General features: G+C 73.1%; 20 protein-coding genes and 1 pseudogene. 8 read left to right on the forward strand and 13 right to left on the reverse strand.

Going from position 1 to position 24,867, the window contains the following annotated elements:
- Positions 1-619: mannosyltransferase YkcB-related protein (locus ABTZ99_RS19535; protein ID WP_499612748.1), on the forward strand; the 619-nt coding region annotated here is incomplete at its 5' end.
- Here the strand turns inward: ABTZ99_RS19535 and ABTZ99_RS19540 are convergent.
- From ABTZ99_RS19540 to ABTZ99_RS19560, 5 genes are all read right to left on the reverse strand, one after another.
- Positions 604-1,452, reverse strand: coding sequence for an SGNH/GDSL hydrolase family protein (locus ABTZ99_RS19540; protein WP_499612749.1), 849 nt, complete (start codon positions 1,450-1,452; stop codon positions 604-606). The genes ABTZ99_RS19535 and ABTZ99_RS19540 overlap by 16 nt on opposite strands.
- A gap of 51 nt (positions 1,453-1,503) precedes the next feature.
- A complete protein-coding gene (locus tag ABTZ99_RS19545) occupies positions 1,504-2,703 on the reverse strand; it encodes a hypothetical protein (RefSeq protein ID WP_498772478.1) in 1,200 nt (399 codons plus the stop codon).
- Between the two features lie 111 nt (positions 2,704-2,814).
- The gene (locus tag ABTZ99_RS19550) at positions 2,815-3,756 is read right to left on the reverse strand and encodes a DUF389 domain-containing protein (protein ID WP_498772476.1); all 942 of its coding nucleotides are present in this window, start codon (positions 3,754-3,756) and stop codon (positions 2,815-2,817) included.
- 4 nt (positions 3,757-3,760) lie between these two features.
- A complete protein-coding gene (gene aspS, locus ABTZ99_RS19555; RefSeq protein WP_498772474.1) occupies positions 3,761-5,539 on the reverse strand; it encodes an aspartate--tRNA ligase in 1,779 nt (592 codons plus the stop codon).
- Between the two features lie 66 nt (positions 5,540-5,605).
- Positions 5,606-6,037 carry a GtrA family protein gene (locus ABTZ99_RS19560; protein WP_498772472.1) on the reverse strand — a complete coding sequence of 144 codons (432 nt, stop codon included), beginning with the start codon at positions 6,035-6,037 and terminating at the stop codon, positions 5,606-5,608.
- A 49-nt stretch (positions 6,038-6,086) separates the two neighbouring features.
- Between ABTZ99_RS19560 and dprE1 the strand changes: the two genes are divergently transcribed.
- The 5 genes from dprE1 to ABTZ99_RS19585 are packed head-to-tail and all read left to right on the forward strand — an operon-like array spanning position 6,087 to position 11,386.
- Positions 6,087-7,430: a decaprenylphosphoryl-beta-D-ribose oxidase gene (dprE1, locus tag ABTZ99_RS19565; protein WP_499612752.1), complete on the forward strand. Its 1,344-nt coding sequence runs from the start codon at positions 6,087-6,089 to the stop codon at positions 7,428-7,430.
- Positions 7,427-8,182, forward strand: a complete 756-nt coding sequence (gene dprE2 / locus ABTZ99_RS19570; protein ID WP_499612754.1) for a decaprenylphospho-beta-D-erythro-pentofuranosid-2-ulose 2-reductase — start codon at positions 7,427-7,429, stop codon at positions 8,180-8,182. Before dprE1 ends, dprE2 begins: the two co-directional genes overlap by 4 nt.
- Positions 8,179-9,876, forward strand: coding sequence for a hypothetical protein (locus ABTZ99_RS19575; protein ID WP_499612756.1), 1,698 nt, complete (start codon positions 8,179-8,181; stop codon positions 9,874-9,876). Before dprE2 ends, ABTZ99_RS19575 begins: the two co-directional genes overlap by 4 nt.
- Positions 9,873-10,439 (forward strand): phosphatase PAP2 family protein, encoded by a 567-nt coding sequence (locus ABTZ99_RS19580; protein WP_499612758.1) that lies wholly within the window; start codon positions 9,873-9,875, stop codon positions 10,437-10,439. The genes ABTZ99_RS19575 and ABTZ99_RS19580 overlap by 4 nt, the downstream gene beginning before the upstream one ends.
- Positions 10,436-11,386: a decaprenyl-phosphate phosphoribosyltransferase gene (locus ABTZ99_RS19585; RefSeq protein WP_499612760.1), complete on the forward strand. Its 951-nt coding sequence runs from the start codon at positions 10,436-10,438 to the stop codon at positions 11,384-11,386. Before ABTZ99_RS19580 ends, ABTZ99_RS19585 begins: the two co-directional genes overlap by 4 nt.
- A 171-nt stretch (positions 11,387-11,557) precedes the next feature.
- Here the strand turns inward: ABTZ99_RS19585 and ABTZ99_RS19590 are convergent, their stop codons facing one another.
- Positions 11,558-12,745: a S8 family peptidase gene (locus ABTZ99_RS19590; RefSeq protein ID WP_498772460.1), complete on the reverse strand. Its 1,188-nt coding sequence runs from the start codon at positions 12,743-12,745 to the stop codon at positions 11,558-11,560.
- 233 nt (positions 12,746-12,978) lie between these two features.
- On the opposite strand from ABTZ99_RS19590, the gene ABTZ99_RS19595 reads away from it, so the two are divergent.
- The gene (locus ABTZ99_RS19595; RefSeq protein ID WP_498772458.1) at positions 12,979-13,446 is read left to right on the forward strand and encodes a GNAT family N-acetyltransferase; all 468 of its coding nucleotides are present in this window, start codon (positions 12,979-12,981) and stop codon (positions 13,444-13,446) included.
- A 1-nt stretch (position 13,447) separates the two neighbouring features.
- Here ABTZ99_RS19595 and ABTZ99_RS19600 read toward each other — a convergent pair whose 3' ends face one another.
- Both ABTZ99_RS19600 and ABTZ99_RS19605 read right to left on the reverse strand, forming a co-directional pair.
- Positions 13,448-14,572, reverse strand: coding sequence for a S8 family peptidase (locus ABTZ99_RS19600; protein WP_499612763.1), 1,125 nt, complete (start codon positions 14,570-14,572; stop codon positions 13,448-13,450).
- Between the two features lie 34 nt (positions 14,573-14,606).
- Complete coding sequence (locus ABTZ99_RS19605; RefSeq protein ID WP_499612765.1) at positions 14,607-15,731, reverse strand: S8 family peptidase; 1,125 nt, start codon at positions 15,729-15,731, stop codon at positions 14,607-14,609.
- 786 nt (positions 15,732-16,517) lie between these two features.
- On the opposite strand from ABTZ99_RS19605, the gene ABTZ99_RS19610 reads away from it, so the two are divergent.
- Entirely contained in the window at positions 16,518-17,480 is a 963-nt protein-coding gene (locus ABTZ99_RS19610; protein ID WP_499612766.1) for a helix-turn-helix domain-containing protein, read from the forward strand.
- Position 17,481: 1 nt separating this feature from the next.
- Here the strand turns inward: ABTZ99_RS19610 and ABTZ99_RS19615 are convergent, their stop codons facing one another.
- From ABTZ99_RS19615 to ABTZ99_RS19635, 5 genes and pseudogenes are all read right to left on the reverse strand, one after another.
- On the reverse strand, positions 17,482-18,639 hold the full coding sequence (locus ABTZ99_RS19615) for an acyl-CoA dehydrogenase family protein (RefSeq protein WP_499612850.1): 1,158 nt from the start codon (positions 18,637-18,639) through the stop codon (positions 17,482-17,484).
- Between the two features lie 2 nt (positions 18,640-18,641).
- Positions 18,642-20,561 carry an acetyl/propionyl/methylcrotonyl-CoA carboxylase subunit alpha gene (locus tag ABTZ99_RS19620; RefSeq protein ID WP_499612768.1) on the reverse strand — a complete coding sequence of 640 codons (1,920 nt, stop codon included), beginning with the start codon at positions 20,559-20,561 and terminating at the stop codon, positions 18,642-18,644.
- A gap of 7 nt (positions 20,562-20,568) precedes the next feature.
- Positions 20,569-22,164, reverse strand: coding sequence for an acyl-CoA carboxylase subunit beta (locus ABTZ99_RS19625; RefSeq protein ID WP_499612770.1), 1,596 nt, complete (start codon positions 22,162-22,164; stop codon positions 20,569-20,571).
- Positions 22,161-23,315: an acyl-CoA dehydrogenase family protein gene (locus tag ABTZ99_RS19630; RefSeq protein ID WP_499612771.1), complete on the reverse strand. Its 1,155-nt coding sequence runs from the start codon at positions 23,313-23,315 to the stop codon at positions 22,161-22,163. The genes ABTZ99_RS19625 and ABTZ99_RS19630 overlap by 4 nt, the downstream gene beginning before the upstream one ends.
- A pseudogene (locus ABTZ99_RS19635) lies at positions 23,312-24,825 on the reverse strand (acyclic terpene utilization AtuA family protein). Before ABTZ99_RS19635 ends, ABTZ99_RS19630 begins: the two are co-directional and overlap by 4 nt.
- Positions 24,826-24,867: the final 42 nt, after the last annotated feature.

Consider the following 24,867-nt stretch of genomic DNA (forward strand, 5'->3'; position numbering starts at 1 on the left):
GCCGGTGCGCGTCGCGCTGGCGGCGATGGTCGCCGCCGCCGGGTTCTGGGGCTTCGCGCTGCTCCAGCGGTTCGGCGAGTGGCTGCCCGCGCTGCGCTGGGTCGTGGCGGCGCTGACCGTGCTGGTGGCCACGGCGGTCGTGATGGGCGTGCGCCGGGTCGCCGCGCTCGCGTTGGCCACCTCGGTGCTCTCCACCGCGGCGTTCGGCGTGGCGACGGCCGCCACCCCGCACTCCGGCTCCATCCCGATGTCCGGTCCCCCGTCCTACGCGAGCCAGCTGGGCGGTGGCCCGTTGGGTGAGACGTCCGCCGAGGTGATCGAGCTGCTCAAGGCCACCACCGGCACGTGGGCGGCGGCGACGGTGAGCGCGCAGAGCGCTGCCGACCTCTCGCTGTCCTCGGGCAAGGCCGTGATCGGCATCGGCGGCTGGAGCGGCGGCGACCCCGCGCCCACGCTGGAGGAGTTCCGGCAGTACGTGGCGGACGGCCGGATCGGCTACTTCGTCTCCGGCGGCGGCATGGGCGGCGGGCCGCGCGGCGACAACGAGATCAGCGAGTGGGTGGCGGCGAACTACGCGGCCGAGACGATCGGCGGGTCGACCGTCTACAAGCTCGGCTGACGCCACCCGGGCGGGGCGGTGGTCGTCACGGCCACCGCCTCCGCACCGGACGGGTCGACGACGTAGCGCGGCGGCTCCGGCAGGCCCGCCCAGGAGCGGTACACGATGGTGGCCGCGTAGGGGACCAGGTCGCGGCCACGCCGCCAGAGCCACGGGATCCCCTTCACCACCAGCCAGCCCGCGTGGTGCAGCGGCGTCACCTTGAGCCCGCCCGTGCAGACCAGGGACACCCGGCCCGGCACCTCGCAGCCGGCCCGCGCCAACCGCGCCGCGAACGCCGCCGCGAGCCGCCGGTGCCCCGACTCCGACGGGTGCAGCCGGTCGACCGCCCACGTCTGCACCGAGTACGCGCCTTCCATCCGGTCCAGGTCGACGCACTCGATCCCGTACCGCCGCACCACCGCGTCGATGATCCCGTTCAGCTCGGCGATCCGCGCCCGCAACGCCCGCCGCAACACGCCCGGCAACCGGAACACCCGGGTGTGGTCGTGGAACCGCACCGTGACCACGGCGGACCCGACCGAGACCAGCGCGCCCACGATCGCGTCCAAGTCGAGGTGGAGCTGCCGGGCGTCGAAGTCGGACCGCAGCGTGTCGTTCATGCCCACCAGCAGCACGGCCGCGTCGGGCCGCGCGGGCAGGACCTCCGGCAGCTGCTCGTGCCGCACCGAGGCCACCCGCGCACCCGTGAACGAGGCGTTCAGGTACCGCGCGTGCGGCAGCGCCGCCGCGAGCAGCGGGCCGACGCCGCGCCACCCACCGGGCACGGGGTCGCCCACGCCCACCGTCGTCGAGTCACCGAGGACCACCAACGTGCGCACCGTCTTGGCCACACCGGAACGATCGCGCAGCCACGTGACGCGACGGGGACGAACAGCCCAACGCTATCGGAATGCCGGGTACAGCGGCAGTTCCGCGGCCCGCGCGCCGTACCGCGACACCAGCGCCGAGATGACCTCGTCGGCGTGCGCGGCGATGTGCTTCGCGCCCGCCGCCAGCGCGTCCTGCCGCAACCGCACCCACCGGGACGTCAGCACGACCACGCGCGGCGGCGAGTCCAACGGCCGGTGACCCGACGGCAGCGACGAGTCCAGCCCCGGCAGCCCGCGCCACGTGCCGAGCCACACCCACAGCAGCTGCGCCTCCAGCAGCCGCGGCAGGAACACCGCGTCGTCGTCCAGGTCCGGCCACACCGAGGACACCTCGGCCCGCCACGCCGCGACCATCGCCTCCGACATGCCCGCGGGCAGCCCGTAGGCGCACCAGCACGACGGGAACGGCACCCGCAGGCACGCCGCGTCGAACACGATGTCGCGCACGCACCCGCCCTCGAAGTCGAGGAACCGGACGCCCTTGCTGGTCACGAGGTGGTTGTCCGGGCACGACGTGGACGGGCTGAACGCCCGCCGGCGGGACGTGACGAACCCCCGCACGGCCTGCTCGGCGAACGCGCGCACGGAGTCGGGCGTGTCGACCTCCAACGAGTCGAACAGCAGCTCGGGCAGCCCGGCCAACGCCGTGTGCACGTCCACCACGATCGGGTCGGCGCAGCACTGCGCGCCCTGGCGGCGCATCAGCGCGTCGAAGTCCGCGTCACGCCCGGCGGTCGTCGCGTGCAGCCGGCCCATGGCGTGCGCCCACGACAGCAGGCCGCGTTCCGCGGCACGCGCGTCGGAGCCGAGCAGCTTCTCCGCCAGCCGCGGCGCCTTGCCCAGGTCTTCGAGCACGACGAGCCGCTTGGCGTTGTCCTGCGCGACCAGCTCGGGGGTGAGGCGCTCCTCGGACGGCAGCGCGGTGAGCAGCTTGTGGCTCACCACCTCGTGCGCGAACGGGTCGCGGTCGGCCACCGGTGAGGGGTAGCGCTTGACCACCAGCGTGCGGGGCAGCGAGAACGGGGTGTGGGCCACCCGGACGCGCGCGACCACGGACCGGCCGGCACCCCCGAGGTCCTCGGGGTCGGCCAGCCGAACCGGTGCGCCGAACCTCTTGCTCAGCACCGACTGGGCCGCTGCCACCGCGTCGTCGAGCTCGGAGGGGGCAGCGTCGTCGATGTCGTGCGGGCCGGCGGTGATCTCCACGCTCATCTCCTCCGACCCTACTCCCGGTGGCGACCGATCTGACAGAACCCGTCCGGGCACCGTGACGGTAGTGCTCACGGTCCGGCCGTTCCACCTTTTGTGGAAATCAGCGCCGGGTCAACCGTCGGCGAGCGGTCGTCCCAGGTCCCGGACCCGCGCCCGGCGGTTGCGCAACGCCAGGACCAGCGCCGCCGCCGCCACGATGCCGACCAGGTTCACCGCGAGTTGTGCAATCGACTGGAGACATATGTCCCACTCACCGAGAACGGCGGCCAGCGCGGCGTAGCCGGCGGCGGGCACCGTGGTGACCGAAATGAACACCCCGACGAGCGCCGCGGACTTCGCCGACGTCATCGACAGCATCCCGGCCGCGCCCGCGAGCAGCGCCACGATCAACGAGAACGGCCCCACCTGGAACACGAAGTCGACCTGGTGCGCGGACAGCACCATGTCCCGGTCGAACAGGTCGGTGAACGAGCCCGCGAACGCGCCGCCCGCGGTGATCGCCATGGCTACCGGGAACCCGGCCGCCAGCGCCAGCGCGGCGCGCCGCACCAGGTCCCAGCGCCGCAGCACCAGCCCGACCGCGATCGCGGCCAGCGGGCCGAACTCCGGCCCGACGACCATCGCGCCGACGATGGTGATCGGCGAGTCGGTCACCACGCCGACCGCCGCGAGCAGGCACGCGATGGTCAGGAACGACAGGAACGTGGCGTTGAGCCGCGACTCCTCGCCGGTGCGGGACAGCAGCTCCTCCCACACCACGGCGTCGGCCGCGTCACCGGGCGCGGCCTCCTCGGCGCGGTCGGCCGCGTCGGACAGCGCGGTGTCGATCAGCTCCAGCGTGACGCCGCCGTCGCGGTCGACGCCGAGGTCGCACAGGGCGGACACGACCCCGTCGGTGGCCTCCCGCGCGACGTCGGCCTCCACCACGTCACCCGCCGGGTCGACGGCCGCGCCGCGCAGGACCACGACGTGCGTCACGCCGGGGTCCTGTCGCAGCGCGGCCAGCACCGCGTCGGTGCGCTCGACCGGGCAGATGGCGCGCAGGTGCAGCACGGTGCTATTGCTTCTCCGCGGGCGCGGGCTTGAAGTCGACGCCCGCCTCCTTGCGCTGCTGCGCGGTGATCGGCGCCGGCGCGGCGGTCAGCGGGTCGTAGCCGCCGCCGCTCTTCGGGAACGCGATGACCTCGCGGATCGAGTCGTACCCGCCGAGCAGCATGGCGATCCGGTCCCAGCCGAACGCGATGCCGCCGTGCGGCGGCGCGCCGTAGGAGAAGGCGTCGAGCAGGAAGCCGAACTTCTCCTGCGCCTCCTCGGGCGTGATGCCCATGACCTGGAACGCCCGCTGCTGCACGTCCGCGCGGTGGATACGGATCGACCCGCCGCCGATCTCGTTGCCGTTGCAGACGATGTCGTAGGCGTAGGCCAGGGCGTTGCCCGGGTCCTCCTCGAAACGGTCGATCCACTCCGGCGTCGGCGAGGTGAACGCGTGGTGCAGCGCGGTCCACTTGCCGCTGCCCACCGCCACGTCGTCGCCGATCTTGTCGACCGCCTCGAACATCGGGAAGTCCACGACCCACACGAACGACCAGGCGTTCTCGTCGATCAGGCCGACCCGGTGCGCGATCTCCACGCGGGCCGCGCCGAGCAGGGCGCGCGCGCCGTCCGGGTCGCCCGCGCCGAAGAAGACGCAGTCGCCCGGGTTCGCGCCGACGGCCTTGGCCAGGCCGTCGCGCTCGGCGTCGGAGAGGTTCTTGGCGACCGGGCCGCCGAGCGTGCCGTCCTCCTGGACCAGCACGTACGCCAGGCCGCGAGCGCCGCGCTGCTTGGCCCACTCCTGCCAGGCGTCGAGCGTGCGGCGGGGCTGCGACGCGCCGCCGGGCATGACGACCGCGCCCACGTACGGCGCCTGGAACACCCGGAACGGGGTGTCCTTGAAGTACTCGGTCAGCTCGGTGAGCTCGAGGTCGAAGCGCAGGTCCGGCTTGTCCGTGCCGTACTTGGCCATGGCCTCGGCGTAGGAGATGCGGCGGAACGGCCGGGCGATCTCGTGGTCGGCCAGGTCCTTCCACAGCGCGGAGACGATCTTCTCGCCGAGCGCGATCACGTCGTCCTGCTCGACGAAGCTCATCTCGATGTCGAGCTGGGTGAACTCGGGCTGCCGGTCGGCGCGGAAGTCCTCGTCGCGGTAGCAGCGGGCGATCTGGTAGTACCGCTCCAGGCCGCCGACCATGAGCAGCTGCTTGAACAGCTGCGGCGACTGCGGCAGCGCGTACCAGGAGCCGGGGCGCAGGCGGGCGGGCACCAGGAAGTCGCGCGCGCCCTCGGGGGTGGAGCGGGTCAGGGTCGGCGTCTCGACCTCGACGAAGTCCTCGGCGTGCAGCACCTCGCGGGCGATCCGGTTGGCCTCGCTGCGCAGCCGCATGGCCTTGGCCGGCCCGGTGCGGCGCAGGTCGAGGTAGCGGTGCCGGAGGCGGGCCTCCTCGCCGACCTCCAGGTGCTCGTCGAGCTGGAACGGCAGCGGGGCGGCCTCGTTGAGCACCACCAGCTCGCTGGCGTAGACCTCGATGTCGCCGGTGGCCAGCTCGGGGTTCTCGCTGCCCTCGGGGCGGCGGGTCACGTCGCCGACGACCTTGACCACGTACTCCGAGCGCAGCTTGTGCGCGCGCTCGGCCATCTCGCCCTCGCGGAAGACGACCTGGGCCACGCCGGAGGCGTCCCGGAGGTCGATGAAGATCACGCCACCGTGATCGCGCCTGCGTGCCACCCACCCGGTCAGGGTGACGGACTGCCCGGCGTGCTCGGCGCGGAGCTTCCCGGCCTCGTGCGTGCGCATCACGGGAACTGCTCTCCTCGGTGTTCGCTGCTTCTGGGGGTCAGCTCGGCTGACGGCTGGTCGTCAAGGCTAGCCAACGACCCGGTGCCCGACGCCACCAGGTTTCCCGACGCGGAAGACCACCGCGCGCAGGCCGGCGAAGTTGACGGCCGTGGCCACGCCCTGCGCGATCAGCCACGCCACCGCATATTCCACCCGAAAGGGTGGCAACAGGTGCAATACGAGCGCGTTGACCAATACGTTGGCGATGAATGTGCTGAGGTACAGCAGGGCGAACCCCGCCACCTGCCGCACACCCCCGGCAGGGACACCGAACGTCAACCGTCGATTGAGGAAGAACGCCGCCGTGGTGCCGATCGTGAAACTGACCGCCTTGGCGGCGTGCACCCACGCCCCGAATGCGAGAAGTGTGCTGTAGGTCCCGTAGTCGAGCCCCGCGCAGAGCGCTCCCACCAGCACGAACATCATCGCCTGACGGGTCGCGCCGCCGTTTCGCACCACCGTTTCGACACCTCTCGGATGGAATACCAGTGTCCGTTAGTCTGCGCCGATGCTAGTCAGGCTCTCCGGTTGGGGTCGCACCGCGCCGACGGTCGCGCGGGTCGTTTCCCCTCGTGATTTCGAGGCCGTCGCGAATATCGTGAAAGAATCCCGCGAACGGGGGGTGATCGCCCGCGGCCTCGGCCGCAGCTACGGCGATCCGGCGCAGAACGCGGGCGGCGTCGTGCTGGACATGACCCGATTCGACCGCATTCGCGGCGTCGCGGTCGACGACGGCCTGGTCGACGTGGAGGCGGGCGTTTCGCTGGACGCCCTGATGCGGGCGCTGCTGCCGTTCGGGCTGTGGCCGCCGGTGCTGCCCGGCACGCGCCAGGTCACCGTGGGCGGCGCGATCGCCGCCGACGTGCACGGCAAGGGCCACCACGTCGTGGGCAGCTTCGGCGACCACGTGCGGTCGCTCGACCTGCTCACCGCGGACGGCTCGGTCCGCACGCTCACCCCCGACGGGGAGGGCTCGGCGTTGTTCTGGGCGACCGTCGGCGGCATGGGCCTGACCGGCGTGGTGCTGCGCGCGACGCTGAGCGTCGTCCCGGTGGAGACCTCCTACTTCGTGGTGGACACCGAGCAGGTGGACAACCTGGACGACCTGCTGGCCCGCCAGTCCGCCGACGACGACCGCTACGCCGAGTCGGTGTCGTGGTTCGACGCCACCGCCACCGGGCCGCGGCTGGGCCGGGGCGTGCTGACCAGGGCGAACCACGCGCGGCTGGACGACCTGCCCGCGAAGCTGCGCCGCGACCCGCTGGCGTTCGACGCGCCCCGGCTGTTCACCGTGCCGGACGTGCTGCCCTCCGGGCTGCTCAACCGGGCGACCGGCCGGGCGTTCAGCGAGCTCTGGTACCGCAAGTCGCCCACGCGGTCCGGGCAGGTGCAGAACATCACCGAGTTCCTGCACCCGCTCGACGTGATCGGCGAGTGGAACCGGGGCTACGGCCCGCGCGGGTTCCTGCAGTACCAGTTCGTGGTGCCGTTCGCCGCGGTCGACGTGATCCGGCGGGTGGTGGAGCGCATCGCCTCGTCCGGCCACGTGTCGGCGTTGAACGTGCTCAAGCGGTTCGGGCCGGGCAACCGCGCGCCGCTGTCGTTCCCCGTGCCGGGCTGGACGTTGTGCGTGGACCTGCCGATCCGGCCCGGCCTCGCCGAGCTGTGCGACGAGCTGGACGGCCTGGTGCTCGACGCGGGCGGGCGGCACTACCTGGCCAAGGAGTCGCGGACCACGGCCGAGGCCGTCCGCCGCGGCTACCCCCGATTCGAAGAGTGGCGCGCGGTGCGCGCCTCGGTCGACCCGGACGGCGTCTTCGCGTCCGACATGTCCAGGAGGTTGAACCTGTGATCGACGCGGTGGGCACACCCCAGAGCCTGCTCGTGCTGGGCGGCACGTCCGAGATCGCGCTGGCGGTGGTCCGGCGCTACACCGCCACCCGCAAGCCGCGCGTGGTCCTCGCCGCCCGGCCCTCACCCCGGCGTGACGCGGCGGCGGCGGAGCTGGCGGCGGCGGGCGTGCCGGTGACGGCGGTGGACTTCGACGCGCGTGACGTCGGCGGTCACCCCGCCGTGCTGGACAAGGCCTTCGCCGACGGCGGGATCGACGTGGCGCTGGTGGCGTTCGGGGTGCTGGGCGACGCCGAGCGCGCCTGGCAGGACCACGAGGCGGCGGTCGAGCTGGCGGAGGTCAACTACACCGGCGCGGTGTCGGTCGGCGTCGGGCTCGCCGAGCGGCTGCGCGCGCAGGGGCACGGCGTGATCGTCGCGCTGTCCTCCGTGGCGGGCGAGCGGGTGCGGCGGTCGAACTTCGCCTACGGCTCGACCAAGGCCGGGATGGACGCGTTCTACCAGGGGCTGGGCGAGGCGCTGCGCCCGCACGGCGTCACCGTCACCGTGGTGCGGCCGGGGTTCGTGCACACCCGGATGACCGACGGCCTGCGCCCGCCGCCGTTGTCGAGCACCGCGGACCAGGTGGCTCAGGTGGTCGTGAACGCGGTCCGCGACCGGCGCGAGCTGGTGTGGGCGCCCGCGCCGCTGCGGCTGGTGATGTCGGCGCTGCGGCACCTGCCCCGCGCCGTGTTCCGGCGGTTGCCGACGTGACCGCGACGACCGCGCCCGAGCGCGTCACCGGGCACGCGCCCGCCGCACGACCCGCGCGCCGCGCCCGGTGGGTCCTGCCGGTGGCGGGCGGCACGGCGTTGATCGCCTCGCACGGCGCGCTGTACGGCCACTGGCTGGTCGACGACGCGGCGATCACGTTCGCGTACGCGCGCACGATCACCGACGGCGCGGGCTCGGTGCTGCAGCCGGGCGCGGAGCCGACCGAGGCGTACTCGAACCCGGCGTGGTTGGCGCTGCTCGCGCTGGGCCGGTTGGTCGGGTTGTTCGACCGGGGCGCGATCTTCGGCGTGCCGGACTACGTGCTGTTCCCCAAGGTCCTCGCGGTGCTGTGCTGCGCGGGCGTGCTGCTGGCGTGCCACGCGGCCGCGCGCCGGGTGTTCCGCCGGCCGGGGCTGGTGACGGTGGCGTTCGGCGCGGTGCTGGCGGCCGTGCCGTCGTTCGTGGTCTGGGTGTTCTCCGGGTTGGAGAACCCGCTGTACGCGCTGGCGACGTGCTGGCTCGCGGTGGTGCTGTGCACGGCGGTGCTGGACGACCGGCTGCTGTCCGGGCGGGTGGCGGCGGTGGCCGGCGCGCTGGTCGCGCTGGCGGCGTTGACCCGGCCGGACGGGCTGATCTACGCCGGGGCGTACCCGCTGCTGGTGCTGCTGACGGCGCGCCGGGCCGGGTCGGCGGCGGCGGTGCGGTCGGTGGCGTTGTCCGCGGCGGTGTTCCTGGTGCCGTTCGGCGCTTACGTGGCGTGGCGGCGGGTGGAGTTCGGCCGGTGGCTGGCGCTGCCGGCGGCGGCGAAGAGCCAGGCCCCGCCCACCCTCGCGGGGTTCACCCGGGTCGGCGAGGTGGTGCAGTACGCCGGCGCCCTGGCCGTGCTGGTGGTGGCGCTGTGCGTGGGGCTGGCGCTGGCACGGGGCTCCCGGCTGGGGTCGGCGCTCGTCGCGCTGCTGGTGCCGTTCGGCTTGTCGTTGCTCGCGTTCGCGGTGCTGGAGCCCGACTGGATGGGGCAGCTGCGGTTCGCCACGCCCGTCTGGGTGCTGGGCGCGTTGGTCGCGGTGTTCGCCGTGGCGCGGGTGCTGGGGCGTGGGACGGCCCGGCGGCGTGCGGTGTTGTCGGTGGTCCTGGCCGTCGCGGTGCTGCCGACGGCGGCCCGGTTCACCGCCTCGGCGCGGGAGTTCCGCGCCGACCCGACGGTGCCGATGTGCCTGGTGGCCGAGACGTTCGGGCGCGGGTTCAACGGGCTGGCGGACGTGCTCGGCGCCGCGCGCCCCACCGTGGTGCTGCCGGACATCGGCGGCACCGCGTTGACGTCGAGGCTGGCGGTGGTCGACCTGGTCGGGCTGGCCGAGCCGAGGCTCGCGGACCTGTGGGGCGCGCGGGACATGGCCGGCGTCCGGGACTACGTGTTCGACCGGGTGAAGCCGACGTTCATCCACTCGCACGGCGAGTGGTCGCGGCTCACCGGCATCGCGGACGACCCGAGGATGGCGGCGGACTACCACCTGCTCTCGACCGGGCCGGCCGCGCGCGACTGGGTGCGCCGCGACGCCGTCCCCGACGCGGCGCGGTTGGCGCGGCTGCGCGACTACCTCCGGACCGACCTGGCCCGGGCCGAGGGCGTGCGGCTCGCCGCGCCCCGGGGCCACTGCGGCACCACCCTCCGCCCCGGGCAGGTGCCGGGATGACCGCCCACACCACCGCGCACACCACCGCTCGCCCCGCCACCGATCGCCGGAGGGCCGCCAGGTCTGCCGAGATCACCGTCCTGAACCAGGTGCAGGGTGCGTTCGGCCACCGGCTGGTGGTGGCGTCGGCGCGCGGGTTGTCGTGGTTCGGCGAGCACGGCGCGGGGTGGTTGGCGCTGGGGCTCGCGGGCGCGGCCGTGGACCGGGGGCGGCGGCGGGACTGGTTGGTCGCGACCGCCGGGGTCGCCGGGTCGCACGCGGTCGCCATCGCGGTCAAGCGCGTGGTCCGGCGGCAGCGGCCGGCCGACGAGTCCGTCGCCGTGCTGGCCGGCACGCCCAGCCGGCTCAGCTTCCCGTCCGCGCACGCCGTGTCGACCGCCGCCGCCGCGGTGCTGTTCTCGCGGCTCACCGGTCGCCGGCTGGAACCGGTGCTGGTGCCGCCCATGCTGTTGTCCCGGCTGGTGCTCGGCGTGCACTACCCCACCGACGTCGCGGCGGGCGCGGCGTTGGGCGCGGTGCTCGGGCGGTTGGTCGGCCGCAAGCTGGACGGAGCGGCGAGATGAGCGACACCGGCCAGAAGAGCGACACCGGCGAGCTGAACGAGACCGGTGAACCGGGCAGCACCACCGCGCGAGGCACCGGCGCGATCACCGGCCTGGTCCGCGCGGTCCGGCCGCACCAGTGGGTGAAGAACTTCCTCGTGCTGGCCGCGCCGTTCGCGGCGAACCGCCTGGGCGAGCCGGCGGTGCTGCTGGACACCGGGCTGGCCCTGGTCGCGTTCTGCCTGGCCGCCTCCGCGGTGTACCTGGTCAACGACGCGATCGACGTGGACGCCGACCGCGCGCACCCGACCAAGCGGCGCCGCCCGATCGCGGCCGGCGTGGTCTCGACGCGCACGGCGTACGTGGCGGCGGCGGCGCTGTTCGTCGCGGCCGTCGCCGTCTCCCTGGTCTCCGGCCCGCCGCTGGCCGTGGTGATCGGCGTCTACTGCGCCGCGCAACTGGGCTACTGCCTCGGGTGGAAGCACCAGCCGGTGATCGACCTGTGCATCGTCGCGTCGGGGTTCCTGCTGCGCGCCATCGCGGGCGGCATCGCGGCCGGCATCCCGCTGTCGCAGTGGTTCCTGCTGGTGACGGCGTTCGGCTCGCTGTTCATGGTGGCGGGCAAGCGGTACGCCGAGATCGTGCTCTACGAGCGGACGGGCGCGGAGATCCGCGCGTCGCTGCGCCGCTACTCGGCCAGCTACCTCCGGTTCGTCTGGGCCACCGCCGCCGCGATCATGATCCTGGCCTACTCGCTGTGGGCGTTCGAGATGCGCGAGCGCGCCGACTACGACTCCGGCTGGGCGATGCTGTCGATCGTGCCGTTCGTGGTGGCCGTGCTGCGGTACGCGGTCGACGTGGACGACGGTGGCGCGGGAGAGCCCGAGCGCATCGCCCTGCGCGACCACGTGCTCCAGGTGATCGGCGCCTGCTGGGTGGTGTCGCTGGCGCTGTCGATCTACGTGTGAACGCGGCGGCCCTCCCCCCTGCGCCACCACCTATGGACGCCGTGGGCCGCCGCGGCACCAGTATGCGCAGAGGGCGCTGAACGAACGGTGAGCAAACCTTGAACGCGCAGGTCAGGACACGCGACCGGGGCCGCCCCCGCAGGGACGGCCCCGGTTCGGACGTAATGCGGATCAGGCGCTGGGCGCCAGGTAGAGCAGGCGGTTCGGCGAACCGCTGCCCGGGTTGGTCACCTTGCTCGCGGTCGACTGGCCGACCAGGTAGCTCGACACCTGGGCCGGGGTCGCCGTGCGGGCGCCCTGCAGGTAGCGGGCCGCCGCGCCGGCGACGTGCGGGGTCGCCATCGAGGTGCCGCTGATGGTGTTGGTGGCCGTGTCGCTGGTGTGCCACGCCGAGGTGATCGACGAGCCCGGCGCGAAGATGTCCAGGATCGAACCGTAGTTCGAGTAGCTGGCGCGGGCGTCGGTGTTGGTGGTCGCGCCCACCGTGATGGCCTCGGCCACGCGGGCCGGGGAGTAGTTGGACGCGTTGGCGTTGCTGTTGCCCGCCGCGACGGCGTAGGTGACGCCGGCGGCGACCGAGCGGCGCACGGCCGCGTCGATCGTGGTGGACACGCCGCCGCCGAGGCTCATGTTCGCCACGGCCGGCTTGACGTGGTTCGCGGTCACCCAGTCGATGCCCTCGATCACGTCGGCGAGGGTGCCGCTGCCGGCGTTGTTCAGCACGCGCACGCCGTAGATCGTCGCGCCCTTGGCGACGCCGTACTGGCTGCCCGCGATGGTGCCCGCGACGTGCGTGCCGTGGCCGTTGCCGTCCTGCGCGACGCTGTCGTTGTCGACCGCGTCGTACCCGTTGCGCGCACGACCGCCGAACGTGGTGTGGGTGATCCGGACGCCGGTGTCGATGACGTAGGCGTTCACGCCGCTGCCGGTCGAGGTGTAGCTGTAGGACGTGTCCAGCGGCAGGTTGCGCTGGTCGACGCGGTTGATGCCCCACGACGGCGGGTTGGTCTGCGTCGCCTGGATCGTGAAGACCTGGTCCTGCTCGACGTACTCGACGGCCGGGTTGGCCGCGAGCCGCTTGGCGGCCTGCTCGGGCAGCGACACGGCGAAGCCGTTCAGCGCGCTGCGGTAGACGGTGTCGACGTGGCCGCCGTACTGGTCCGCCAGGCTCTGGGCGGACGCGGCCGAGCCGTCCTTGAGCTTGACGATGAAGTGGTTCTGGACCTTGTTCGCGGCGTCGGCGGCGCGGATCTCGCCCTCGGCGGCCTGCGCCGGGGCGGCCAACAGGGAGGACGCGGTGACGACGAGCGCCGTCGCCCCGACCCCGGCCAGGAACCGGACCTGTCGTGACTGTCGCATGCGGGATTCCGTTCTTCGACGGTGACCCCAACCCACCCCGAGGAGCTGTGCAGGGCTCGGGGGTGACGTTGGGCCACCTTGCCCTCGCTGACAGTCATCACCGTAGGCAACCAGGGTGTTAACTCGGAAGTGTGAACATTTGCCAGTTGAGCGCTCAGCGTCAATAAACCGCCTGACCTGCGTGTTCCCATAATCCGGGCGCGGTCGCGTGACCGCGGCGCTACCGTCCGGACATGCGTTTGGAACCGGTCACCGAGGACAACTACCGGGCCGTCATCGGCCTGGAGGTCCATGAGGAGCAGCGGGCGTTCGTCGCGACGAACCTCAAGTCGATCGCGGACGCCTGGATCCACCGCCCGAAGTTGCAACCTCTTGCGCTGGTCAGCGGAGAGGAGCTGGTCGGCTTCACCCTGCTCGAACGCGACCGGCCCGAGGCGCTGCACATCGTCCGGTTCATGGTCGACCGGCGCGCGCAGGGCCGCGGCCTCGGCCGGAAGGGCCTGGCCGCGATCGCCGAGGTGGCGCGCTCGGAGGGCCGCACCGAGCTGGTGCTGAGCGTGGTGCCCGGCAACGCGGTGGCCCGCGGCCTGTACGCGGCGTTCGGCTTCACCGACACCGGCGAGGTGGACGGCGGCGAGCTCGTGATGCGCCACGAGCTCGCCCCGTCGTCGGCGCCGCCGGCTCACCTGGCCGAGCAGTAGGTCACCGGGTCGGCGACCAGTACAGCAGTCGGCCCCACGACAGCGGCGTCGCCTCGGAGACGACCGCCGAGTGCACCTGCGCGGGGGTGGCGGCGGGGTTGAGCTGGAGGAACCGCAGCGTCACGCCGGTGACGTACGCCGTGGCCAACGACGTGCCGCTGAGCGTGTTCGTGGCGGTGTCGCCGGTGTTCCACGCGACGGTGATGTTCATGCCGTACGCGTAGACGTCGACCACCGAGCCGTAGTTGGAGAACGTGGCCCGGGTGTCGGTCCTGGTGGCCGCGCCGGAGGTGAGCGCCTCCCGGACGCGGGCGGGCGAGTAGTTGGCCGCGTCGGAGGCGCTGCCGCCCGCCGTGACGGACGCCGTGACGCCCGCGGCGATGAGCCGGCGCACCGCGTCGTCCATCGCGGTGGACGCGCCGCCGCCCAGGCTGAGGTTGGCCGTGGCGGGCTTGACGTGGTTGCGCGCCACCCAGTCGATGCCCGCGATCACGCCCGCGGTCGTGCCGCCGCCCGAGCCGTTGAGCACCCGGACGCCGCACACCACCGCTTGCTTGGCGACGCCGTTCACGCGGCCCGCGATGAGGGACGCGACGGCCGTGCCGTGACCGTTGTCGTCCTGCGGCACGGTGTCGTTGTCGACCGCGTCGTAGCCGGGGCACGTGCGGCCCGCGATCTCGGTGTGGGTGGCCCGGATGCCCGTGTCGATCACGTACGCGCGGGTGCGCAGGCCCGTCGACGTGTAGCTGTACGTGCCGTCGACCGGCAGCGCGCGCTGGTCGATCCGGTCGAGGCCGAAGGGCGCGTTGGTCTGGGTGGTGTGCGCCCGCACGACCTGGTCCTGCTCGACGTAGGCCACCGCCGGGTCGGCGGCGAGGCGTCGGGCCTGCGTCGCGGTCATCGTCGCGGCGAAGCCGTGCAGCGACGGGAACTCCCGGGTGACCCGGCCGTCGAGCCGGGCGGCGACCGCGCCCGCGGCGGCGACGTCCTCGAGCTTGACGATGTAGCTGCCGGGCACGGCGGTGGCCGAGCCGGCGTGCAGCACGGCGCCTTCGGCGTGCGCCGGCGCGGTGAGGGTGACGGCGGCGAGGGCGGCGACGCCCAGGCCGGACAGCAGTGTGCGCATGGCTGTTCCTTCGCAGGGTGAGGAGGTTGGGCTGCTAGCGCGTGGGCGGGAAGTGCAGGAGCCGGCCGCCCCACGGCACCGGCCCGGGGCGGGTCAGCTCGGTCTGCACCAGGGCGGGGAGGGCGCCCGGGTCGACCTGGAGGTACCGGGCGGCGACACCGGTGACGAACCCGGTCGCCATCGACGTGCCGCTGAGCGTGTTGGTGGCGGTGTCGCCGGTGTGCCACGCCGACGTGATGCCGACGCCGGCCGCGTACAGGTCCACGCCCGGTCCGTAGTTGGAGAACGGCGCCCTGGCGTCGGTCTGCGTGTGGGCGCCCGACGTGATCGCCTCGGCGACCCTGGCGGGCGAGGTGGAGCCGACTCCGGTGTTGCTGCCGCCCGCGGTGACGGACGCGGTGACGCCGGAGGCGATCAGCCGCCGCACCGCGTCGTCGAGCGCGGTGGACGCGCCGCCGCCCAGGCTGAAGTTCGCCACGGCGGGGCGGCTCGCGTTCAGCCGCACCCAGTCCACGCCCGCGATGACGCCGGCGACCGTGCCGCTGCCCTGGCCGTTGAGCACGCGCACGCCCACCACCCGCGCGCCCTTGGCCGCGCCGTACGTGCGGCCGGCGATGACGCCCGCGACGTGCGTGCCGTGGCCGTTGTCGTCCTGGGCGACGGAGTCGTTGTCCACGACGTCGTGGCCGTGCGCGGCCCGGCCGCCGAACTCCGCGTGCGTGACCCGGATGCCGGTGTCGATCACGTACGCGGTGACGCCCGCGCCGGTGGAGGTGTAGCCGTAGGTCGTGTCCAGCGGCAGGGCGGTCTGGTCGATCCGGTCCAGGCCCCACGGCGCGTTGGTCTGGGTGGTGTGCGCGCGCACGACCTGGTCCTGCTCGACGTACGCCACCGCCGGGTCGGCGGCGAGCCGGCGGGCCCGCGCCGGGGTGAGCGAGGCGGCGAAGCCGCCGAACGCGGGGTACTCGCGGGTCACCCGCCCGGCCAGCTGGCGCGTCACGGCGTCGGCCGCGGCGAGGTCCTTGAGCTTGACGATGTAGCTGCCGGGCACCGCCGTGGGCGAGCCGGCGTGCAGGACGGCGCCCTCGGCGTGGGCGGGCGCGGCGAGCAGGGTGACGGTCAAGGCGGCCACGGCGACGCCCGGTAAGAGCTTTCGCATAGCGCTTTCCTCTGCGGGGTAAGGGGGTCCCCGGCGCGGATCACGCGCGGGGCTGCCAGTGTGCCGAACTCGGCGCGGGCGGTGGGTGTCCGTGCCGGAGTCGGTTCGGGGAACCACCACGGAGGTCGGCGCGATGTCAACCCGGCCGGAACCGCACTACGGCGGAGATGCACGTGCGGCGCGCCGGACAACGTGATTGAGAAGCGATTCAACGCTGTGGAGAAAATACGGCCGACGGCTCGATCGAAACGAGAGGTGGGCGTGTTCGACGCCAACACGGAGAAGTTCTCCGGGGTGACTATGTAACCGTTGGACCGGCGATCCGCGGTGCGGACCGGGCGGATGACACCCCCGCCGGCCGACCCCGGGTCCGCCACCAGCGACGACACCGGTGACCCGAGTATTGCCCCGGTGGTCAACGTGAGCTTCGGCATAGGGGTTCCGCTCTCGGTCGTGAACGGTCGCGGGCGCCGGGGATTGCGACCGGTGTCGAAGCCCGCGCCGGGAGGAGTGTGCCGTGCATCACCCCAGGTGCGCGAGGCCATGGGCCGGGGCGCGTACCGGGACAGGACCGAATGACCGAGCGCGGTGCGGCGATCGCGGTAGCCGGGATCTTCACACCCCCGGCGCGCCACGCTGTTAATGAGAATTCAAGGATTCCACAGCCGACCGGATTTGCGGGTCCGATTCGGTCAAATTCAGGGCGGGAAACCCGATCGGCTGTACCGCCCCGGCGATTTCGCACGATAACGTCGCTCGCCTTGTCCTTGGGAGAACGGAGCGAAGATGCCTACGCCAGTCGTCGGACCGGAATCGCGGACGCGCGATCCCCGACGGATCGATGCGGGGGCCGACCCCTTCGCGGACGCATTGCGTGCGGCGATCCGCGCCAAAGGGCTCAGCCTGGAACGCATCCAGCACAAGCTGCGGACGCGAGGCGTGGCGGTCAGCATCGCCGCGCTGAGCTACTGGCAGTCCGGCCGCAGGCGGCCCGAACGACCGGACTCGCTCACCGCCGTCAGCCACCTGGAGGAGATCCTGGACGTCGGCGCGGGCGGGCTCAGCTCGCTGCTCGGACCGCCGCGGCCACGCGGCAAGGCCCGACCCCGTTCCCGCGTGTCCGGCCCGGAGGGCTGGGTCGGCGAGAGCGACTACGCGACCATCGCGGAACTGCTGGCCGACATCGACACCAGCACCGACCAGGACCTCACCCGGCTCAGCCTGCGCGACCAGGTGGAGCTCGCGATGGACGGCAGCACCCGCCGGGTGCGGTCGCGGCAGGTGCTGCGGGCCGAGCGCTCGGGCGTCGACCGGGTGCTGCTCGGCTACGACACCCGGCTGCCCGGCGACCCGCTGCCGGTCATCGGCACCCTGCGCTCGTGCAGACTGGGGCGGGTTTCCGCCGACCCGCGCAACGGTCTGATGGTCGCGGAACTGCTGCTCGACCGCCCGCTGCGCCGGGGCGAGCGGACGGCCGTCGAGTACGAGCTGATCCACGTCGCGCCGCACCACCCCACGTTCGACAACACCCACTCGCGGCGCTTCCGCCACCCCGTTCGCGAGTACGTCCTGGAGGTCCGGTACGACTCGCGGTGCCGACCCGCGCGGTGCGAGCAATTCACGACCGGTTTGACCGGTGAAGAACCGACCGACGTGCGCGAGACCCCGGTGGACACGTGGGGCTACGCGTACGCGGTCGCGCTGGACTTCGGGCCCGGCGTCGTCGGCTTGCGCTGGGACTGGACCTGACTCAGTAGGAGCGCGGCAACCTCAGCGTGTGCTGCGCCACGAAGTTCAGGATCATCTCCCGGCTGACCGGGGCGATGCGGGACAACCGGGACGCGGCCAGCATGGCGCCGAGTCCGTACTCGGCCGACAGCCCGTTGCCGCCGTGGACCTGGATGGCCTGGTCCACCGCCCCCGCCACCGCCTCCCCCGCCGCGTACTTGGCCATGTTGGCCGCCTCACCAGCAGCCCGGTCCTCCCCAGCGTCGTAGAGAGCCGCGGCCTTCTGGGTCATCAGCCTCGCCAGCTCGACCTGGATCGCGCACTGCGCCAACGGGTGCGCGATGCCCTGGTGCGCGCCGATCGGCGTGTCCCAGACCGTTCTGGTGCGGGCGTACTCACTCGCCTGGTCGAGTGCGCGGCGGGCCATGCCGGTGGCGAAGGACGCCGCCATGATCCGCTCCGGGTTGAGCCCCGCGAACAGCTGGGCCAAGCCCGCGTCCTCGGAGCCGACCAGCGCGTCCAGCGGCAGGCGCACGTCGTCGAAGAAGCAGGTGAACTGCTTCTCCGGCGACTGCACCTCCATCGGGATGTGCTGGTAGGTGAAGCCGGGCGCGTCCGTCGGCACGATCATCAAGGAGGGGAGCAGCCGCTGGCCGGTGGCGTCGACGTGCCGGGCGACGACCATCACCGCCTCGACCTCGTCGACGCCGGAGATGAACGACTTGCCGCCGGCGAGCACCCACTCGTCGCCGTCGCGGTGGACGGCGGTGGCGAGCTTGTGCGAGTTGGAGCCCGCGTCGGACTCGGTGATGGCGAAGGCCATCTTGGTGGTGCCGTCGGCGAACCCGGGCAGCCACTTCCGCTTCTGCTCGGCGGTGCCGAAGCGGGCGATGATCGTGGCGCAGATGGCGGGCGAGACGACGGTCAGCAGCAGCGGGCAGCCCGCTCTGGCCAGCTCCTCGCACACGGCGGCCAGGTCGCCGATGCCGCCGCCACCGCCGCCGTACTCCTCGGGCACGGCCACGCCGAGGTAGCCCAGCGCGCCCGCCTCGGCCCACAGCTCGTCGGTCTTCTCGCCGGCCTTCGCCTTGGCGGTGAAGTACTCGTGGCCGTACTTGCGGGCGAGGTCGGCGACGGCCCTGCGCAGCGCCTGCCGCTCCTCGCTCTCGGTGAAGTTGATCGTCATGCCCCGCCCGTCCCTCCGGTCGACTCGGGGCGCGGCTCGTCGGCCACCACCGCGAGCACGTCGCCCGCGTCGACCTGCTGCCCCGCCCGCACGAGCACTTCCGCGACCGCGCCGCCGGTGGTGGCGAGCACGCGGTGCTCCATCTTCATCGCTTCCAGCACGAGCAGCTCCGCGCCCGCCTCGACCCGCTGCCCCGGCTCGACCGCGACCCGCACCACCGTGCCGGGCATCGGCGCGACGGTCGCACCCTCGGCCAGGGTGGCCCGCGGCTCGGGGAACCGGGGCCGCAGCCTCAACGACACCGCGCCCGACCCCGTCGGGCCGACCTCGACCCGGTCCCCGTAGACGGCGACCGGGTAGGTCGTGCGCACCCCGTCGAGCTCCAGCGTCACCGCGTCCGGCGCGGCCGCGACGACCGTCAGGTCCAGGCTCGTCTCCACGCCCGCGCGGGTGTGCCGGTAGTCGACCTCGACCGCCTCGTCGCCGTGCTCGAACACGGCCCGCTGCGGTTGGGACGCGAGGTTGCGCCAGCCCAGCGGAAGGGCGCCGGTACGCCTGCGTTCGGCGAGCGCGAGGGCGGCGGCCAGCGCGGCGGGCCGGACGTCGACCGGTTCGGGGGTGGTGAGGCCGTGCTGGCCCAGGAAGCCGGTGTGGGTGTCGCCCGCGCCGAACGCCGGGTGCCGCAGCGTGCGGACCAGCAGGTCCCGGTTGGTGACGAGGCCGTGCAGCTCGGCCCGGTCGAGGGCGGCGGCCAGCTTGCGGATCGCGGCGGGCCGGGTCGGCGCCCAGGCGATCACCTTGGCCAGCATGGGGTCGTAGTGCACGCCCACCTCGCTGCCGTCCTCCACGCCGCTGTCCACGCGCACGCCGCCGGGCACCGCGAACCGGTGCAGGGTGCCGCTCGCGGGCCGCCAGTCGTGCGCGGGGTCCTCGGCGTACACGCGGGCTTCGACGGCGTGGCCGTTCGGCGCGGGCGGTTCGGCGGGCAGGCGGGCGCCCTCGGCGATGGCGAGCTGCCAGGCGACGAGGTCGAGGCCGAACACCTCCTCGGTGACGGGGTGCTCCACCTGCAGGCGGGTGTTGACCTCCAGGAAGTGGAACGAGCCGTCGTCGGTGAACAGGAACTCCACCGTGCCCGCGCCGACGTACCCGATGGCCTCCGCGGCCTTGGTGGCGGCCTCGAACAGCCGCTCCCGGGCCTCCGGCGTCACGGCCGGGCTCGGCGTCTCCTCGATGATCTTCTGGTGGCGGCGCTGGATGGAGCACTCCCGCTCACCCAACGCCCACACCGTGCCGTGCGCGTCGGCGAGGACCTGCACCTCGACGTGCCGCGCGTGCTCCAGCAGCGGTTCGCAGAACACGGTGCCGTCGCCGAACGCCGACTCGGCCTCGCGGCGGGCCGCGGCCACCTGCCCGGCCAGCTCGGCGGCGGACCGCACCACCCGCATCCCCCGCCCGCCACCGCCGGCGGAAGCCTTGACCAGCAAGGGGAACTCGCCGGCGGACTCCGGGTCCAGCTCCGGCAGCACGGGGACGCCCGCCGCCGCCAGCCTCTTCTTGGCCGCGACCTTCGACCCCATCGCGTCGATGACGTCGGGGTCCGGCCCGACCCACGTCAGCCCGGCGGCGAGGACGGCGCGCGCGAAGGAGGCGTTCTCGGACAGGAACCCGTACCCGGGGTGGACCGCGTCCGCGCCGGCGGCGAGGGCGGCGGCCACCACCAGGTCGCCGCGCAGGTAGGTGTCGGCGGGACTGGCGCCGGGCAACCGGACCGCCGCGTCGGCCTCGCGCACGTGCGGCGAACCCGCGTCGGGGTCGGAGAACACGGCCACCGGCGACACGCCGACGTCGCGACAGGTGCGGATCACCCGACGCGCGATCTCGCCCCGGTTGGCGATCAACAGCTTGCGGATCATCGTGTCCTCACATCCGGAAAACGCCGTAGCGGTCCGCGCCCTTGACCGGCCCGCTGTGGATCGCCGACAGGCACAGGCCCAGCACGGTGCGGGTGTCGCGGGGGTCGATCACGCCGTCGTCGTAGAGGCGGCCGGACAGGAAGGCGGCCACGGACTGCTGCTCGATCTGCCCCTCCACCATCCGGCGCATCGCCGCGTCGTGCTCCTCGTCGTAGTCCTGGCCCTTCGCGGCGGCCGCCTGGCGGGCCACGATCGACAGCACGCCGGCCAGCTGCTTCGGACCCATCACGGCCGACTTGGCGTTCGGCCAGGTGAACAGGAACCTCGGGTCGTACGCCCGGCCGCACATGCCGTAGTTGCCGGCGCCGTACGACGCGCCCATCACCACGGTCAGGTGAGGCACGCGGCTGTTCGACACGGCGTTGATCATCATCGCGCCGTGCTTGATGATCCCGCCCTGCTCGTACTGCGCGCCGACCATGTACCCGGTCGTGTTCTGCAGGAACAGCAACGGCGTGTCGCTCGCGTTCGCCAGCTGGATGAACTGCGTGGCCTTCTGCGCCTCTTCGCTGAACAGCACGCCGCGCGCGTTCGCCAGCACCCCGATCGGGTACCCGTGCAGGTCGGCCCACCCCGTCACGAGGCTGCCGCCGTAGTCGGGCTTGAACTCGTCGAACCGCGACCCGTCCACGATCCGGGCGATCACCTCACGCGGGTCGAACGGCACGCGCAGGTCCGTCGGCACCAGGCCGAGCAGGTCCTCCTCGTCGTGCAGCGGCGGCTCGACGGCCCGCGGCGCGGGACCGAGCTTGCGCCAGTTCAGCCGGGCCACCACGCGCCGGGTGAGCCGCAGCGCGTCCACCTCGTCCTCGGCCACGAAATCGGCCAGCCCGGACGTCGTGCCGTGCATCCGCGCGCCGCCGAGCGACTCGTCGTCGGACTCCTCGCCGGTGGCCATCTTCACCAGCGGCGGCCCGCCGAGGAACACCTTCGAGCGTTCCTTGATCATCACCACGTGGTCCGACATGCCCGGCACGTAGGCCCCGCCGGCGGTCGCGTTGCCGAACACCGTGCTGATCGTCGGGACGCCCGCCGCCGACAGCCGGGTCAGGTCGCGGAACGCCCGCCCGCCCGGGATGAAGATCTCGCTCTGGCTCGGCAGGTCGGCGCCGCCGGACTCGACCAGCCCGATCAGCGGCAGCCGGTTCTGCGCCGCGATGTCGTTGGCCCGGAACGTCTTGCGCAACGTCCACGGGTTGCTCGCACCGCCCCGGACGGTCGGGTCGTTGGCCACGATCACGCACTCGACGCCCTCGACCACCCCGATCCCGGTGACCACGCTCGCGCCCACGGGGTAGTCGGTGCCCCACGCGGCCAGCGGCGACAGCTCCAGGAACGGGCTGTCCCGGTCGACCAGCAGCTCGATCCGCTCCCGCGCCAGGAGCTTGCCGCGCTTGTGGTGCCGCTCGGTGTACTTCGGCCCACCGCCCGCGAGCGCCTTGGCCTGCTCGACCTCCAGCTCGGCGAGCCGGGCCAGCAACGCCTCCCGGTTCTCGGCGTACCCCGCCGACCGGCGGTCCACCGCCGTGCGCAACGCAGTCATGCCGTGTACCCCAATCGTCGTGCCGCCAGCTCCGCCATCACCTCGGTCGCACCGCCCCCGATGCCGAGGATCCGCGCGTCCCGGTAGTGTCGCTCGACCTCCATAACGCGGAGATAACCCGCGCCACCGTGCATCTGCACCGCCGCGTCCACGACGAACGAGCACGCCTCCACGGCCGCGTTCTTCGCGAAGCACACCTGCGCCACGGCTTCCTCGCCGGCCAGCACCTTCACCGCGACCTCGCGCGTGTACGTGCGCACGAGGTCGATGCGCTGCGCCATCTCCACCAGCCGGTGGCGGATCACCTGGCGCGCGATGAGCGGCTTGCCGAACGTCTCGCGCTGCCGGGTGTGCGCCAACGCCAGGTCCAGGCAGCGCTGGGCCGTCGCGTACGCCTGCACGGCCAAGGAGATCCGCTCCGCCTGGAACTGCCGCATGATCAGCGCGAAACCGGCGTTCTCGGCGCCGACCAGGTTCGCCGCCGGCACCCGTGCGTCCACGAAGGACAGCTCGGCGGTGTCCGAGCAGTGCCAGCCCATCTTCTCCAGCCGGCGGTCCACCGCGAACCCGGGCGTGCCCTTCTCGATCACCAGCAGGCTCACGCCCTGGTGCCCGGGACCACCCGTCCGCACCGCCGTCGTCACGAAATCCGCCCGGTCACCCGACGTGATGAACGTCTTCGTCCCGTTCACCACGTAGGAGTCACCGTCACGACGGGCCGTGGTGCGCAGCGCCGCCACGTCCGAACCACCACCCGGTTCGGTGATGGCGAGCGACCCGATCAGCTCACCCGCCAACGTCGGCCGCACGAACCGGTCGATCAGCCCCTCGTCACCCGAGTCCACGATGTGCGGCAACGCGATCCCGTGCGTGAGCAACCCCGCGACGAGCCCGGACGACCCACCGGCCTGGATCAGCTCCTCGGTGGCCACGACGGTGTCGAGCAGGTCGCCCGCGCCGCCGACCGCCTCCGGGAACCCGAGCCCGAGCAACCCGATCTCCGCCGCCCTGCGGTGCAACGACCGGGGCAGCTCACCGGCGCGCTCCCAGTCCGGCAGGTGCGGCACGACCTCCTGCTCGGTGAACTTCCGCACCACCGCGCGCAGGTCGCGCCGCTCGGGCGTGGCGAACAGGTCCGACGTGGCGGTCACCGCAAGTCCTCCGGGATCTCGACGTGCCGGGAGCGCAGCCACTCCCCCAGCGCCTTCGCCTGCGGGTCGAAGCGGGTGGACGACGCGACGCCCTCGCCGAGCAGGCCGTGCAGCACGAAGTTCAACGCCCGCAGGTTCGGCAGCTCGTACCGGTCGACCTCGCCCGCCTCCGGCAGCAGCTCCTTCAGCCGCTCGACGGTCAGCTCCGCCCGCAGCCACTCGTACTGCGCGTCCGTCCGCACCCACACGCCGAGGTTCGCGTCACCGCCCTTGTCGCCCGAGCGCGCACCCGCGATCACACCCAGCGGCACCTTCTTCGGGGAAGCGCTCATACCTCGACCACCTTCCCACCCGGCAGCACGGCCCGGTGCGGCACCGACGAACGCGGCACGTACGCGGCCCGGTAGACGCCGAACGGCGTGCCGTCACCGGGTGGCGCCGTGACGTGGAAGCCGGGGTACGACGCCAGCGCCAGCTCGACACCCGCCCGCGCGAACGCCTTGGCCCGCTGGGGATCCGCCGTCTTGATGGTCACGTGCAGCAGCGCGCTCGCCGTCTCCTCGGTGTCCGCGTCGACGTGATCGGTGCGCGCCAAGGTCCAGGTCAGCTCCGCCGGCCCGATCGCCGCCTCCACCTGCCGCCGCACGAGGTCCGCCTTCGCCTCGACGTCCAACCCGGTCAGGACGAACGTGGTCGAGTTGCGGAACCCGCCCAGCGTGGTGAGGCAGACCTTGAGCGTGTCCGGCGGCGGGGAGCCCTTCACCCCGGAGATCCGCACACCCCGCTCGTGCGGGTCGAGCCGGATCGTGTCGAAGTGGCTGACCACGTCCGGTCCGACGTAGGCGGGCGGCCCGATCTCGTAGAGCAGCTGGGCGGTGACGGTGTCCGCGGTGACCGCGCCGCCCGTGCCGTCGTGCTTGGTGATGAGCGACGAGCCGTCCGCCTCGATCTCCGCGATCGGGAAACCGGGCCTGGTCGCGTCGATCGCCGTGAAGAACGAGTAGTTGCCGCCGGTGGCCTGCGCGCCGCACTCCAGCACGTGCCCGGCGACCGTCGCGCCCGCCAGCGCGTCGAAGTCCTCGCGGCCCCAGCCGAAGTGCGCGGCGGCAGGCCCCACGACCAGCGACGCGTCGGTGACGCGGCCGGTGACCACCACGTCCGCCCCGGCGCTCAAGCACTCGGCGATGCCCCACGCGCCCAGGTAGGCGTTGGCGGTCAACGACTCCGGGAACCGGTCGCGCACGTCGTCACCGGTCACGTAGGCGACCTTCGCGCCGAGCCCGAGCCGGTCGATCGCCTCGGCCAGCCCTTCCGGGTTCACCCCGCCCGCGTTGGAGACGATCTTGACGCCGCGGGCCAGCGCGTCGGCCAGGTTCTGCTCCAGCTGGCGCAGGAACGTGCGGGCGTAGCCGAGGGCGGCGTCCTTCATCCGGTCGCGGCCCAGGATGAGCATGGTCAGCTCGGCCAGGTAGTCACCGGTCAGCACGTCCAGCTCGCCGCCGGTGAGCATCTCGCGGACGGCGGAGAACCGGTCGCCGTAGAAGCCGGAGGC

The sequence above is a fragment of the Actinosynnema sp. NPDC002837 genome (assembly GCF_040295345.1).
GTDB lineage: Bacteria > Actinomycetota > Actinomycetes > Mycobacteriales > Pseudonocardiaceae > Actinosynnema.

What these genes read in the sequence shown, in the direction of transcription:
- ABTZ99_RS19545 (WP_498772478.1), bottom strand. Translation starts at nt 2,703, where the DNA reads ATGAGCGTGGAGATCACCGCCGGCCCGCACGACATCGACGACGCTGCC.
- dprE1 (WP_499612752.1), top strand. Translation starts at nt 6,087, where the DNA reads ATGCTAGTCAGGCTCTCCGGTTGGGGTCGCACCGCGCCGACGGTCGCG.
- ABTZ99_RS19580 (WP_499612758.1), top strand. Translation starts at nt 9,873, where the DNA reads ATGACCGCCCACACCACCGCGCACACCACCGCTCGCCCCGCCACCGAT.
- ABTZ99_RS19585 (WP_499612760.1), top strand. Translation starts at nt 10,436, where the DNA reads ATGAGCGACACCGGCCAGAAGAGCGACACCGGCGAGCTGAACGAGACC.
- ABTZ99_RS19590 (WP_498772460.1), bottom strand. Translation starts at nt 12,745, where the DNA reads ATGCGACAGTCACGACAGGTCCGGTTCCTGGCCGGGGTCGGGGCGACG.
- ABTZ99_RS19595 (WP_498772458.1), top strand. Translation starts at nt 12,979, where the DNA reads ATGCGTTTGGAACCGGTCACCGAGGACAACTACCGGGCCGTCATCGGC.
- ABTZ99_RS19600 (WP_499612763.1), bottom strand. Translation starts at nt 14,572, where the DNA reads ATGCGCACACTGCTGTCCGGCCTGGGCGTCGCCGCCCTCGCCGCCGTC.
- ABTZ99_RS19605 (WP_499612765.1), bottom strand. Translation starts at nt 15,731, where the DNA reads ATGCGAAAGCTCTTACCGGGCGTCGCCGTGGCCGCCTTGACCGTCACC.
- ABTZ99_RS19610 (WP_499612766.1), top strand. Translation starts at nt 16,518, where the DNA reads ATGCCTACGCCAGTCGTCGGACCGGAATCGCGGACGCGCGATCCCCGA.
- ABTZ99_RS19620 (WP_499612768.1), bottom strand. Translation starts at nt 20,561, where the DNA reads ATGATCCGCAAGCTGTTGATCGCCAACCGGGGCGAGATCGCGCGTCGG.
- ABTZ99_RS19625 (WP_499612770.1), bottom strand. Translation starts at nt 22,164, where the DNA reads ATGACTGCGTTGCGCACGGCGGTGGACCGCCGGTCGGCGGGGTACGCC.